15 protein-coding genes are annotated in these 11,586 nt (G+C 56.8%); 4 read left to right on the top strand and 11 right to left on the bottom strand.

What is annotated here, in order from left to right; all coding sequences use genetic code 11:
• Window positions 1–87: 87 nt before the first annotated feature.
• The 3 genes from ABLV11_RS05600 to ABLV11_RS05590 are packed head-to-tail and all read right to left on the bottom strand — an operon-like array spanning window position 88 to window position 2,355.
• Entirely contained in the window at window positions 88–324 is a 237-nt protein-coding gene (locus ABLV11_RS05600) for a non-oxidative hydroxyarylic acid decarboxylases subunit D (RefSeq protein ID WP_004104951.1), read from the bottom strand.
• 10 nt (window positions 325–334) lie between these two features.
• A complete protein-coding gene (locus ABLV11_RS05595) occupies window positions 335–1,762 on the bottom strand; it encodes a non-oxidative hydroxyarylic acid decarboxylases subunit C (RefSeq protein WP_004104953.1) in 1,428 nt (475 codons plus the stop codon).
• Complete coding sequence (locus ABLV11_RS05590) at window positions 1,762–2,355, bottom strand: non-oxidative hydroxyarylic acid decarboxylases subunit B (RefSeq protein ID WP_004104955.1); 594 nt, start codon at window positions 2,353–2,355, stop codon at window positions 1,762–1,764. Before ABLV11_RS05590 ends, ABLV11_RS05595 begins: the two co-directional genes overlap by 1 nt.
• Window positions 2,356–2,525: 170 nt before the next feature.
• Between ABLV11_RS05590 and ABLV11_RS05585 the strand changes: the two genes are divergently transcribed.
• Window positions 2,526–2,939 carry a MarR family transcriptional regulator gene (locus ABLV11_RS05585; protein ID WP_004104957.1) on the top strand — a complete coding sequence of 138 codons (414 nt, stop codon included), beginning with the start codon at window positions 2,526–2,528 and terminating at the stop codon, window positions 2,937–2,939.
• On the opposite strand, the gene ABLV11_RS05580 is transcribed toward ABLV11_RS05585, so the two are convergent.
• Window positions 2,936–3,823, bottom strand: coding sequence for a LysR family transcriptional regulator (locus tag ABLV11_RS05580; RefSeq protein WP_105890657.1), 888 nt, complete (start codon window positions 3,821–3,823; stop codon window positions 2,936–2,938). The two genes, ABLV11_RS05585 and ABLV11_RS05580, sit on opposite strands and share 4 nt — an antisense overlap.
• Window positions 3,824–3,930: 107 nt before the next feature.
• Here ABLV11_RS05580 and ABLV11_RS05575 point away from each other — a divergent pair, with 107 nt between their 5' ends.
• Complete coding sequence (locus ABLV11_RS05575) at window positions 3,931–5,145, top strand: MFS transporter (protein ID WP_224330628.1); 1,215 nt, start codon at window positions 3,931–3,933, stop codon at window positions 5,143–5,145.
• The gene (locus ABLV11_RS05570) at window positions 5,142–5,519 is read left to right on the top strand and encodes a DUF4440 domain-containing protein (RefSeq protein WP_126489477.1); all 378 of its coding nucleotides are present in this window, start codon (window positions 5,142–5,144) and stop codon (window positions 5,517–5,519) included. Before ABLV11_RS05575 ends, ABLV11_RS05570 begins: the two co-directional genes overlap by 4 nt.
• Before the next feature lie 67 nt (window positions 5,520–5,586).
• Here the strand turns inward: ABLV11_RS05570 and rpoS are convergent, their stop codons facing one another.
• Together rpoS and nlpD are read right to left on the bottom strand one after the other, a co-directional pair.
• On the bottom strand, window positions 5,587–6,579 hold the full coding sequence (gene rpoS, locus ABLV11_RS05565) for an RNA polymerase sigma factor RpoS (RefSeq protein ID WP_004104962.1): 993 nt from the start codon (window positions 6,577–6,579) through the stop codon (window positions 5,587–5,589).
• A 156-nt stretch (window positions 6,580–6,735) separates the two neighbouring features.
• Window positions 6,736–7,800, bottom strand: a complete 1,065-nt coding sequence (gene nlpD / locus ABLV11_RS05560; RefSeq protein WP_230133338.1) for a murein hydrolase activator NlpD — start codon at window positions 7,798–7,800, stop codon at window positions 6,736–6,738.
• Here nlpD and ABLV11_RS05555 point away from each other — a divergent pair.
• Window positions 7,742–7,876, top strand: coding sequence for a peptidase (locus tag ABLV11_RS05555; RefSeq protein WP_224226457.1), 135 nt, complete (start codon window positions 7,742–7,744; stop codon window positions 7,874–7,876). The two genes, nlpD and ABLV11_RS05555, sit on opposite strands and share 59 nt — an antisense overlap.
• A gap of 99 nt (window positions 7,877–7,975) precedes the next feature.
• On the opposite strand, the gene ABLV11_RS05550 is transcribed toward ABLV11_RS05555, so the two are convergent.
• Genes ABLV11_RS05550 through ispD form a run of 5 tightly spaced genes read right to left on the bottom strand, consistent with a single transcriptional unit; the run spans window position 7,976 to window position 11,573 of the window.
• Window positions 7,976–8,602 (bottom strand): protein-L-isoaspartate(D-aspartate) O-methyltransferase, encoded by a 627-nt coding sequence (locus ABLV11_RS05550; RefSeq protein ID WP_004104966.1) that lies wholly within the window; start codon window positions 8,600–8,602, stop codon window positions 7,976–7,978.
• Window positions 8,596–9,357, bottom strand: a complete 762-nt coding sequence (gene surE, locus ABLV11_RS05545) for a 5'/3'-nucleotidase SurE (RefSeq protein WP_004114878.1) — start codon at window positions 9,355–9,357, stop codon at window positions 8,596–8,598. Before surE ends, ABLV11_RS05550 begins: the two co-directional genes overlap by 7 nt.
• Complete coding sequence (gene truD / locus ABLV11_RS05540) at window positions 9,338–10,387, bottom strand: tRNA pseudouridine(13) synthase TruD (RefSeq protein WP_126489478.1); 1,050 nt, start codon at window positions 10,385–10,387, stop codon at window positions 9,338–9,340. The genes surE and truD overlap by 20 nt, the downstream gene beginning before the upstream one ends.
• Window positions 10,384–10,863 carry a 2-C-methyl-D-erythritol 2,4-cyclodiphosphate synthase gene (ispF, locus tag ABLV11_RS05535; protein ID WP_004104972.1) on the bottom strand — a complete coding sequence of 160 codons (480 nt, stop codon included), beginning with the start codon at window positions 10,861–10,863 and terminating at the stop codon, window positions 10,384–10,386. The genes truD and ispF overlap by 4 nt, the downstream gene beginning before the upstream one ends.
• A complete protein-coding gene (gene ispD / locus ABLV11_RS05530; RefSeq protein ID WP_004114882.1) occupies window positions 10,863–11,573 on the bottom strand; it encodes a 2-C-methyl-D-erythritol 4-phosphate cytidylyltransferase in 711 nt (236 codons plus the stop codon). The genes ispF and ispD overlap by 1 nt, the downstream gene beginning before the upstream one ends.
• Between the last annotated feature and the right edge of the window lie 13 nt (window positions 11,574–11,586).

Below are 11,586 nucleotides of genomic sequence, written 5' to 3'. Positions count from 1 at the left end.
ATAGCCTTACAGGATCAATCACCACCTCCCTAGGAGGTGGTTTAGGGATGACAATAAAAAAGGCCCGACTGAGCGGGCCCGTTTATTTTATCGTTTATCTTCCGCCAGCAGCGGCGGAATACTCGGCACCATCGGCGATTCATCAATATCCTTCTGCGTCATGCGAAACGCTTCCGGATAATGTTCGCGGCTGGTGCGGCGTAGCGGTTCAGTATCGCGCCAGGTGTAGAAACAGTGCTGGCACTGAAATACCGTCCAGACATCTTTTACCGGCGATTTTGCCAGCACTTCAATATGTTCATCGGCGCAACGTGGACAAATCATCTTTTCCTCCTTATTTACGGTTGGCCAGCATGGCGGTCAGTTTTTCAGCCCAGGCTTTGGTTTCAGGAAGATCCTGTACCGGCTGGCTGTAGTGGCCGCGGAGATCCGGCGCAACCGGCGTGGTGGCGTCGATAATTAATTTGTCGGTAATTCCCGCCGGGCTGGAGCCGGGATCAAGCTCAAGTACCGACATATTCGGTAACTGCACCAGGTCCCCCGCCGGGTTGACCTTTGAAGAGAGCGCCCACATCACCTGCGGCAGGTTGAACGGATCCACATCTTCATCAACCATAATCACCATCTTCACGTAGCCCAGGCCGTGCGGGGTGGTCATCGCGCGCAGGCCAACCGCGCGGGCAAAGCCGCCGTAGCGTTTTTTGGTGGAGATAATCGCCAGCAGGCCGTGGGTGTACATTGCGTTGACCGCCTGCACTTCGGGGAATTCGGCCTTCAGCTGCTGATACAGCGGCACGCAGGTGGCCGGGCCCATCAGGTAGTCAATTTCGGTCCACGGCATACCAAGATAGAGCGACTCAAAAATCGGTTTGCTACGGTATGAAACCTTATCGATACGCACCACCGTCATATTACGGCCGCCAGAATAGTGGCCGGTAAATTCACCGAACGGACCTTCGATTTCACGCTTGCGGCTCTCAATCACCCCTTCGAGGATGACCTCTGAGCCCCACGGCACGTCAAAGCCGGTCAGCGGCGCGGTGGCGATAGGGTACGGGCTTTCCCGCAGCGCGCCCGCCATCTCATATTCCGACTGATCGTATTTCAACGGCGTAGCGCCCATCAGAGTAATAATCGGATCGTTGCCCAGGGTAATGGCGATCGGCAGATCTTCACCGCGCTCTTCCGCTTTGTGCAGATGTAAGGCGATATCATGCATGGGCACCGGCTGGAGGCCGAGCTTACGTTTACCCTTCACCTCCATACGGTAAATGCCGACGTTTTGCTTGCCAAAATTCTCCGGGTCGAGGGGATCGCGCGAAACCACACAGGCTTTGTCGAGATAAAAACCACCGTCGCCGTCGTTAAGACGGAACAAGGGCAGAATATCAAACAGATTAATATCTTCACCGTCGACGCTATTTTCCGCCCACGCCGGATTTGCCCGCCGCTCCGGCGTTACCGGAAATTTATCCCAACGGCGAATAAACTCGTCGATCTGCTTTTTCACCGGCGTATTCGGCGGCAAGCCCAGCGAGATAGCGTGGTTCTGCCAGGAACCGATAGTATTCATTGCTACGCGAGCATCGGTAAATCCGCGAATATTATCGAACCAAAGCGCCGGCGCGCCATCGCCGATACGTCCGGTGGCGTTCGCCGCGGCGGCCAGATCCGGTTCCGCGTTAACCTCTTCGCTAATTTTCAGCAGTTGCCCCTGGTCGTCCAGCGCCTGCAAAAAGCTGCGCAAATCATCAAAAGCCATTATTCATTCTCCTGTGAAACATTCTCTACCGCCCGTAACCCGCTCCAGCGGCGCGCTTTGTGATACTCCAGACCGAACTGATCCAGCACTCGCGTGACAACGTGGTCCGTGACGTCCTCAATGGTTTTAGGATGGTTGTAATAAGCGGGCATGGGCGGCACCATTGCCACCCCCATGCGTGACAGGGCCAGCATGTTTTCCAGATGGATGGTGCTTAACGGCATTTCGCGCGGTACCAGTACCAGCTTACGCCCCTCTTTCAGCACCACGTCCGCGGCCCGGCCAACCAGCCCCTCGGCATAACCGGCACGAATACCCGCCAGCGTTTTCATACTGCAGGGAATAACAATCATGCCGTCGGTGCGAAATGAACCTGATGAGATGACGGCGGCCTGATCCGCCGGGCTATGGGAGAAATCGGCCAGTGCGGCGACTTCACGGGCGCTGTAAGGCGTTTCCAGCTCAATGGTCGTTTTGGCCCACTTTGACATCACCAGATGCGTTTCCACTTCCGGCATCTCACGCAGCGCTTTAAGCAGCGCAACCCCCAACGGAGCGCCTGTCGCTCCGGTCATCCCAACAATTAGCTTCATCATCGCCTCATACTTTGTTCGTATACGAACGTTTTTATTAAAGCTACTCTTGTAGGGCTATCCATGCAAGTTCGTTCGTATACGGCCGCATTTTTAATCAAAAAAGGAAAAATGCTAAATCCCCGTGCGAACGGCTATCATAGAATCGACGGTTTGATTACGGAGTTGTCATGGAGTTAAGAAACGAGGCGTTCCACCTGTTGCGCCAGCTTTTTCAGCAGCACACCGCTCGCTGGCAGCACGAACTGCCGGACCTGACCAAACCGCAGTATGCGGTAATGCGTTCAATTGCCGAGCATCCCGGCATCGAACAGGTGACGTTAACGGAAGCGGCGGTCAGCACCAAAGCGACGCTGGCGGAAATGCTGAGCCGTATGGAAAGCCGGGGGTTGGTTCGTCGCGAACACGATCCGGCGGACAAACGCCGGCGGTTTGTCTATTTAACCGCCGAAGGCGAAGCGCTGCTGGCAAGCTCTATGCCGCTGGGTAACGCCGTTGATGAAGAGTTTTTAGGCCGCCTTAGTGATGAAGAGCGCCGTCAGTTTTCGCAACTCATCCATAAGCTGATGGCGCAAGAGCGCTAACCCAAACGCTCGCGGAGAAAATCAATAAACGCCCGAACCCTGGCGGGAACATGCTGCGCGTCCGGATAAACCGCATACACTCCCTGAGACGGGAAGCGGAATTCCGGCATAATCCGCACGAGGGCGTTATCCGCCAGCGCAGCGGCCGCCAGCCATTCGGGGAGCAGCGCGACGCCGTTCCCCGCCAGCGCAAAAGCCATCAGCGCGCTGGCGCTATCCGCCGATATCCGTGGCGCCTTTTTAATTTCAAACGGGATACACCGTTCCTGCGGCCCGCTGAGCTGCCAGCGCAGCGGCGTCGTCAGACGTTCATGAATAATCCACGCGGAATGGGCCAGATCCTCTAGCGTCTTCACCGGGTGCTGCGCCAGCCACGCCGGGGAGGCGACCGCTACGATGGCAAAGCGCGAGATCAGCGCCGCGCGGTAACGTGAATCCGCCAGCGTCCCGAGACGAATCGCCACATCAACACGATCTGAGATTAAATCCGCGTGGTGAGAAGAAGAAACGTGCCGCACGCGGAGCGCTGGATGCGGCAGGCTGAACGCCGCCAGCGCCGGAACAATCACCTGGGCACCATATTCTGCCGTGGTCGCGACCCGCAATTCGCCGCTCAATCCCACATGGCTGCCCCGGACGTCGTCCTGCAGATTTTCCGCTGCCTTCAGCAGCGCGAGGCCACGCTGATAAAACAGCGACCCGGCCTCAGTCAGCGTAAGCCGTCGGGTCGATCGCAACAGCAGCGTAACGCCCAGCTCGCTCTCCAGCTGCCTGACGTTAAAACTGACCACGGCCTTGGTTTGCCCGAGGGCCGCCGCCGCCGCGGTAAAACTGCCGCTCTCCACCACCGCCACAAACATGGTCATCCGCTGCAGGTTCAGCATCATATCGCTCATTGTCAAAAAATTTCAGACAGTATATATCCGAATGTCGCGTTTATTCGCCCTGATGCTGAGGTTTACAGTAGCGGCCTTCATGGGGAGAGTAATCAATGATGTATCGCAACAAGGTCGCAACCCTCTTTCTGCTGGGTTTCTTTCTCGACTTAATCAATATGTTTATCGCCAGCGTCGCTTTTCCGGCGATGAGCCGGACGCTGCACGCGTCGCCAGGCGAACTGGCGTGGGTCAGTAATGGCTATATTGCAGGACTCACCCTGGTGCTGCCGTTTAGCGCCAGGCTCAGCCAGCGGTTTGGCGCCCGACGGGTGTTTCTGCTTTCGCTCAGCCTGTTTAGCATCGGCGCGCTGGCAACAGGGATGGCCGACTCATTGCTAAATCTGGTTCTGTGGCGCGTCCTGCATGGAATGGGCGGTGGACTGTTGATTCCAATAGGCCAGGCATTAACCTGGCAGCAGTTTAAGCCTCACGAGCGGGCAAAGCTCTCTGCCGCGGTGATGCTGGTCGGGCTGCTGGCGCCGGCGTGCTCCCCGGCGCTGGGAGGTCTTCTGGTGCAATCACTTAGCTGGCGCTGGGTCTTCCTTGCCAGCCTACCGATAGCCCTTCTGACGTTAGCGCTGGCAGCGTTGTGGCTAAAAGAAGAGAGAAGCGTTGTGCGAGCGGGAGGTTTATTACCGCTCGCTTTACTGCGTGACCCGCTGCTGCGTTTTTCTATGCTGGTGTATCTCTGCGTGCCGGGGACGTTTATCGGAATTAACGTCGTCGGGATGTTTTATTTGCAAAGCGTAACGGGGTTGTCACCCTCCGCTATCGGCGCCCTGATGCTGCCCTGGTCGCTGGCCTCTTTCGTGGCGATCGTCACGACCGGTCGCTATTTTAATCGTCTCGGCCCCCGCCCTCTGATTGCGGCCGGCTGCCTGCTTCAGGCCGCCGGGATCGTCGCGCTGGCCAGCGTTAATTCACCAACCGCCAGCAGCACGCTGATCGCGGCATTTGTCTTAATGGGCGCAGGCGGCAGTCTGTGCAGCAGTACGGCCCAAAGCAGCGCGTTTCTTAATGTGGCTAACTGCGATATGCCGGACGCCAGCGCGCTGTGGAATCTCAATCGTCAGCTGAGTTTCCTGATTGGCGCTGCGCTGCTGGCGGGGTTATTGAGCGCATTTTTGCTTTACTGGCCAGCACCGCAGGCCTGGCGCGGCGTGTTTATCGCCGCCGCTATTTTTACGCTGCTGCCGCTGCTGCGCTGCCTTACATTTAATAACCGGGCGATAATCATGCGCCTGCACGGTAAAACGGAGAACAAATGAGTCGCTATATTGAAGAAGTCATTGCCGCCCATGTGGCCATTGAAGCCTGGCTGAATCAGGGAACTGGCAGCATCGAAGGGTTAATGCAGCGCTTCAGCGCGGAATTTACCATGATCCCGATTAACGGGACACGCATGGACCAGCAGGCGGTCAGCGCTTTTTTTCAAGGGGCACGCGCCAGCCGCCCCGGCTTAAAAATCGTCATTGATAGCGCCGCGATGCTTGCCGAATGGCACGATGGGGCCGCGGTGATATATCGGGAAACGCACGTTTTACCCGGCAAAGCGGATACGGCGCGCTGGTCAACGGCGCTTTTCCGCCAGCAGGAGGGGGAGATATGCTGGCTGCATCTCCATGAAACGGCCCGGATATAGAGAGCAGACGCTGAAAAAGAAAAAGGCCCAATCGAAAAACGATTGAGCCTTTTTAACGAAAGGTGTCTTACTCGCGGAACAGCGCTTCGATGTTCAGCCCCTGGCTTTGCAGAATCTCCCGCAGACGGCGGAGACCTTCAACCTGGATCTGACGCACGCGTTCGCGGGTCAGGCCAATTTCACGGCCAACATCCTCAAGCGTCGCGGCTTCATAGCCCAGCAGGCCAAAGCGACGAGCCAGCACTTCACGCTGCTTGGCGTTCAGTTCGAACAGCCATTTGACGATGCTTTGTTTCATATCATCGTCCTGCGTGGTGTCTTCCGGGCCGTTGTCTTTTTCATCGGCCAGGATGTCCAGCAGCGCTTTTTCCGAGTCGCCACCCAGCGGAGTATCCACTGAGGTAATGCGCTCGTTCAGACGCAGCATGCGGCTTACGTCATCAACTGGCTTATCCAGCTGTTCGGCTATCTCTTCGGCGCTCGGCTCGTGGTCCAGCTTGTGGGACAACTCGCGCGCGGTACGCAGATAGACGTTCAGCTCTTTGACGATGTGGATAGGTAAACGAATGGTACGGGTTTGGTTCATAATTGCCCGTTCAATCGTTTGGCGAATCCACCAGGTCGCGTAAGTTGAAAAACGGAACCCACGTTCCGGGTCAAACTTCTCAACTGCGCGAATCAGCCCCAGGTTACCTTCTTCAATCAGGTCCAGCAGAGCCAGACCACGATTGCCGTAACGGCGGGCAATCTTGACAACCAGACGCAGGTTACTTTCGATCATCCGGCGGCGTGACGCAACGTCACCACGCAGCGCGCGACGGGCAAAATAAACCTCTTCTTCGGCAGTCAGCAGTGGGGAATAACCAATCTCTCCGAGATAAAGCTGCGTCGCATCAAGCACCCGTTGGGTTGCTCCCTGCGAAAGAAGCTCTTCCTCAGCCAGATCGCTATCACTGGGTTCCTCTTCAACTAAGGCTTTCTCGTCAAAAACCTCGACTCCGTTCTCATCAAATTCCGCGTCTTCATTTAAATCATGAACTTTCAGCGTATTCTGACTCATAAAGATGGCTCCTACCCGTGATCCCTGAGCAAAGCACTTTGGCTAAATATCACTCGAAGGACGCCCGGACGATAACCTTTATGCCCCGTTAAAGAAGACATCGTTGCCGCCCTGGCGCCTTTCTTAGCAATACTGAGCTATCCGTACTTTGCCAAATTATCGCTGCGGTAAATACTGCAGCGGGTTGACGGATTTCCCCTTGTAACGAATTTCAAAATGCAATCGTGTCGAACTAGTACCTGTGCTACCCATGGTAGCGATCTTCTGCCCCGCCTTGATATCTTGTTGCTCTTTTACGAGCATCGTATCGTTATGGGCGTAGGCGCTCAGGTAATCATCGTTATGTTTGATGATAATAAGATTACCGTAACCGCGCAGTGCGTTACCGGCATAGACGACGCGCCCATCTGCGGTCGCGACAATAGCCTGTCCTTTACTGCCTGCAATATCAATACCTTTATTGCCACCTTCGGCCCCACTAAAGTTCTCGATAACCTTGCCATCAGTCGGCCAGCGCCATGAAGAGATCGGCGAACTGGTAGACGTACTGCTTGCAGTCGATTGGGTGGTGCTGACAGCTGGAGCCGTAACTGGCGCGACGGTTGTCGTCGTCGCGGGCTTGTTGTTCGGCAACATCTTATTAGCACTCTGTTCACCTGAAGATTCAGAATACGTAATAGTTGGTTGTGACGCAACTACCGCGGTGGATTTTTGTGCAGAATTTGCGCTCAACATTCCACCATTACTGGCCTTCACGCTCGCCTGGGCAACAGGATTATCACCGGTAATCGGCTGGCCGGATGCATTGCCAACCTGCAACGTCTGACCGACGTTCAAAGCGTACGGTGCCGGGATATTATTGCGCTGCGCCAGGTCGCGGAAATCGTTCCCGGTAACCCACGCAATATAGAATAGCGTGTCGCCGCGTTTAACAGTATAGGTGCTGCCGCCGGTATAGCTACCTTTCGGAATATCCCCATACTTACGGTTGTAGACGATTTTGCCGTTTACCGTTTGCACCGGCTCCTGAGCCATCGGCTGGATCTGCACAGGCTGCGTCTGTACCGGTTGAGTTTGTACCGGGCGAGCCTGCGGCGCGGTATTGGTCGGAGGCGTGATCAGCATCCCGGAATTGGTGCCCGAAGACGAAGCCCCGCCAGCCGTGCTGACCGGCGCAGGCGGATTGTTGGAACTGCTGCAGCCTGCCAGCCAGAGTGACACCAGTGACAAAGCCGCAATGCGGCTTAAGGTAAATTTTGGGCTTCCCGCGCTCATTTATCCCCCAGGAATATGTTAACTACCAATATCTTGCTCACCGGACGGTGCCCGGCCAGGACACGAAAAATGCGTCCACCCTATGCCTAAATGCAGGCAAAAAAACCTGGAATAATCCGGTTCAGGCCAGCTCCCCTTTAACGAGGGGAACAAAGCGCACGGCCTCGACGGTATCAATGACAAACTCATTGCCGCGTCGACGGATGCGCTTTAAAAACTGGTGCTCTTCGCCTACCGGCAGCACCAGCACGCCGCCATCGTCTAATTGCGCCAGCAGTGCGGCCGGGATTTCCGGCGGCGCTGCGGTCACGATAATCGCGTCAAACGGCGCGCGTGCCTGCCAACCCTGCCATCCATCTCCGTGACGGGTTGAAACATTATGTAAATCAAGTTGTTTCAGACGACGGCGCGCGTGCCACTGCAGGCTCTTAATACGCTCGACCGAGCAAACGTGGTGCACGAGGTGCGCCAGAATTGCCGTCTGATAACCAGAGCCGGTGCCGATTTCCAGCACCCTTGACTCCGGCGTAAGCGTCAGAAGCTCGGTCATCCTCGCCACCATATAGGGCTGCGAAATAGTTTGCCCCTGGCCAATCGGCAATGCCGTGTTTTCCCACGCCTTATGTTCAAAGGCTTCATCAACAAACTTTTCTCGCGGCACCTGCGCGATAGCGTCCAGCACGCGCTCGTCGACAATGCCCTGAGTGCGAAGCTGATTGAGAAGACTTTCAACACGTTTGCTTACCATTGTGTATCAACCCCAACGCGATCGAGCCAGCCGCTAACCACCTCATGCGCGCTGTGGGCGGTTAAATCGACATGGAGCGGCGTGACCGAGACATAGCCTTCATCCACCGCGGCAAAGTCGGTATCCGGACCGGCGTCGTACTTTTCCCCCGGAGGACCGATCCAGTACAGCGTATTGCCGCGCGGATCTTTCTGCGGAATGACCTGATCGGAAGGATGGCGGCTGCCGCAGCGGGTAACGCGAATACCTTTTATCTGATCAAGCGGAAGATCCGGGACGTTGATATTGAGAATGCGCCCGGTACGCAGCGGTTCGCGGCTTAATGCCCGGAGAATCGAGCTGGTGACCGCAGCGGCGGTCTCATAGTGTTGGTAGCCGTTTAGCGAAACGGCCAGCGCCGGAAAGCCCAGATGACGGCCTTCCATGGCGGCGGCAACGGTGCCGGAATAGATGACGTCGTCGCCAAGGTTGGGCCCGGCGTTAATGCCAGAGACCACAATATCCGGACGCGGCCGCATCAGGGCGTTGACGCCGAGGTAGACACAGTCCGTCGGCGTGCCCATTTGCACGGCGATATCGCCGTTGTCGAAAGTGAAAGTGCGTAGCGAAGACTCCAGCGTCAGGGAATTCGACGCCCCGCTGCGGTTACGATCGGGTGCAACTATCTGAACCTCAGCGAATTCCCGTAAGGCCTTCGCCAGGGTCTGAATGCCCGGCGCGTGGATCCCGTCATCGTTACTCAGCAATATTCGCATAGTCACCCGTTGTATTGATAAGCTCCCTTACTACGCTGGTGGCGAAGCTGCCTGCGGGCAGCCAGAAACGCAGTTCAACGGTAACGTCATCCCACCAGTTCCAGCTCATCTGCTGGGGATAAAGCAGCATCGCCCGGCGGGCGGCCTCTACTTTTTCACGCACCAGCAGCGTCTGTAGCTGCGTCTCTTCAACGACGGCCGCCTGTTCGGCGGCCAGCGCGTCCCGCTGGCTGCCCCAGTCGCCGCTACCTACAAGCGCAGCGGTAATCATCAGTTCGCGATTATTTACCCGCGCCTGGAGCTCCGTCAGTTCTTCAGAAGTCGCAACGAACCAGCTTCCGCGCCCCGCTAATTGTAGCGCATCGCCATCAACAACCTGATTAAATTCCGGTTTTTTTAATCTAATACCAACCTGTTGATTAAACAATGCGCTGCGGGCCGCCGACAACCAAAAACTGCGTTTATTGCGATCGCGCACCGGCGCGCCGCTCTCGGCCCAGCGCAGCGCCCCCAGCAGGTTACTGCCGCCGATACCGAAGCGCTGGGCGCCAAAATAGTTGGGTACGCCATGCTCAGCAATCGCCTGTAAACGCGTTTCGACTTCGTCGCGATCGCTGATTTCGCGCAGCACCAGCGTAAACTGGTTCCCCTTCAGCGCCCCGAGGCGCAGCTTGCGCTTATGGCGCGCGTACTCCAGTACCTGACAGCCTTCAAGCTGGAATTTGCTCAGGTCGGGCATCTCTTTGCCCGGCACTCGAGCGCACAGCCACTGTTCAGTCACCGCATGTTTGTCTTTCTGCCCGGCAAAGCTCACTTCGCGCGCATGAATTTTAAGGAATTTGGCCAACGCGTCAGCGACAAAACGGGTATTGCAGCCGTTTTTCAGAATACGCACCAGCACATGTTCGCCTTCGCCATCGGGCGCAAAGCCGAGATCCTCAACCACCACAAAGTCTTCCGGATTGGCTTTTAGCAGCCCCTGGCTCAGCGGTTTTCCATGCAGATAAGTGAGTTCGTCAAAAGCGATCATTTCTCCGCCTTACGCAGCAGCGCCACCGCTTCACAGGCAATACCTTCGCCACGGCCGGTAAAGCCCAGCTTTTCAGTGGTGGTGGCTTTGACGTTTACATCGTCCATATGGCAGCCGAGGTCTTCAGCAATAAAGATGCGCATCTGGGGAATATGCGGCAGCATTTTCGGCGCCTGGGCGATGATAGTGACGTCAACGTTGCCAAGGGTAAAGCCTTTTGCCTGGATGCGCCGCCACGCTTCGCGCAGCAGTTCGCGGCTATCGGCCCCCTTAAAGGCCGGGTCGGTATCCGGGAACAGCTTGCCGATGTCGCCCAGCGCCGCCGCGCCCAACAGCGCATCGGTCAGCGCGTGCAGCGCGACGTCGCCGTCGGAATGCGCCAGCAGCCCTTTTTCATAAGGTACGCGCACGCCGCCGATGATGATGGGGCCTTCACCGCCAAAAGCGTGTACGTCAAAACCGTGTCCAATTCGCATTAAGCCTTCTCCTGGTGTCGGGAACGGGTAAGGTAAAATTCGGCCAGCGCCAGGTCTTCCGGGCGCGTCACTTTAATATTATCAGCTCGTCCGGCGACCAGCTCAGGATGAAAGCCGCAGTACTCCAGCGCCGAGGCTTCATCGGTGATGGTCGCCCCTTCATTAAGCGCCCGCGTCAGGCAATCAACAAGCAGTTCGCGAGGGAAAAATTGTGGCGTCAGCGCATGCCATAAATCGTTGCGTTCGACGGTATGGGCAATAGCCGCCCTGCCCGGCTCCGCGCGTTTCATGGTATCGCGAACCGGAGCGGCCAGAATGCCGCCCGTTCGGCTGGTCTCACAGAGTTGAAGCAGGCGGCTGAGATCGTCCTGGTGCAGGCAGGGGCGCGCGGCATCGTGTACCAGCACCCAATCGGCCTCGCTAAGAGCCTTCAGGCCCGCAAGGACGGAGTCCGCACGTTCTGTACCGCCATCAACAACGGTGATCTGAGGATGATTCGCCAACGGCAGCTGGCTAAAGCGCTCGTCTCCAGGGCTGACGGCAATCACCACCCGCTGTATACGCGAGTTTGCCAACAGCGCGGCGACCGCGTGTTCGAGAATCGTTTTGTTACCGATAGAGAGATATTGTTTCGGGCATTCCGTTTGCATGCGGCGGCCAAAACCGGCTGCCGGCACCACGGCGCAAACGCCCGGAAAAGTGGCTGCCATGTTGTAATCCTGG

Origin of the sequence: Klebsiella sp. GW_Kp181 (assembly GCF_040062315.1) — a bacterium.
Taxonomy (GTDB): Bacteria; Pseudomonadota; Gammaproteobacteria; order Enterobacterales; family Enterobacteriaceae; genus Klebsiella; species Klebsiella oxytoca.
Note: the sequence above shows the minus strand (reverse complement) of the source record. Positions and strands in the feature narration are given on the sequence as shown.

Bases quoted from the DNA above. Each gene is read 5' to 3' on its own strand.
- ABLV11_RS05575 (WP_224330628.1), top strand. From the start codon at position 3,931: ATGATGTATCGCAACAAGGTCGCAACCCTCTTTCTGCTGGGTTTCTTT.
- ABLV11_RS05600 (WP_004104951.1), bottom strand. From the start codon at position 324: ATGATTTGTCCACGTTGCGCCGATGAACATATTGAAGTGCTGGCAAAA.
- ABLV11_RS05590 (WP_004104955.1), bottom strand. From the start codon at position 2,355: ATGAAGCTAATTGTTGGGATGACCGGAGCGACAGGCGCTCCGTTGGGG.
- ABLV11_RS05550 (WP_004104966.1), bottom strand. From the start codon at position 8,602: ATGGTAAGCAAACGTGTTGAAAGTCTTCTCAATCAGCTTCGCACTCAG.
- surE (WP_004114878.1), bottom strand. From the start codon at position 9,357: ATGCGAATATTGCTGAGTAACGATGACGGGATCCACGCGCCGGGCATT.
- ispF (WP_004104972.1), bottom strand. From the start codon at position 10,863: ATGCGAATTGGACACGGTTTTGACGTACACGCTTTTGGCGGTGAAGGC.
- truD (WP_126489478.1), bottom strand. From the start codon at position 10,387: ATGATCGCTTTTGACGAACTCACTTATCTGCATGGAAAACCGCTGAGC.
- ABLV11_RS05570 (WP_126489477.1), top strand. From the start codon at position 5,142: ATGAGTCGCTATATTGAAGAAGTCATTGCCGCCCATGTGGCCATTGAA.
- ABLV11_RS05595 (WP_004104953.1), bottom strand. From the start codon at position 1,762: ATGGCTTTTGATGATTTGCGCAGCTTTTTGCAGGCGCTGGACGACCAG.
- rpoS (WP_004104962.1), bottom strand. From the start codon at position 6,579: ATGAGTCAGAATACGCTGAAAGTTCATGATTTAAATGAAGACGCGGAA.
- ispD (WP_004114882.1), bottom strand. From the start codon at position 11,573: ATGGCAGCCACTTTTCCGGGCGTTTGCGCCGTGGTGCCGGCAGCCGGT.
- ABLV11_RS05580 (WP_105890657.1), bottom strand. From the start codon at position 3,823: ATGCTGAACCTGCAGCGGATGACCATGTTTGTGGCGGTGGTGGAGAGC.
- ABLV11_RS05585 (WP_004104957.1), top strand. From the start codon at position 2,526: ATGGAGTTAAGAAACGAGGCGTTCCACCTGTTGCGCCAGCTTTTTCAG.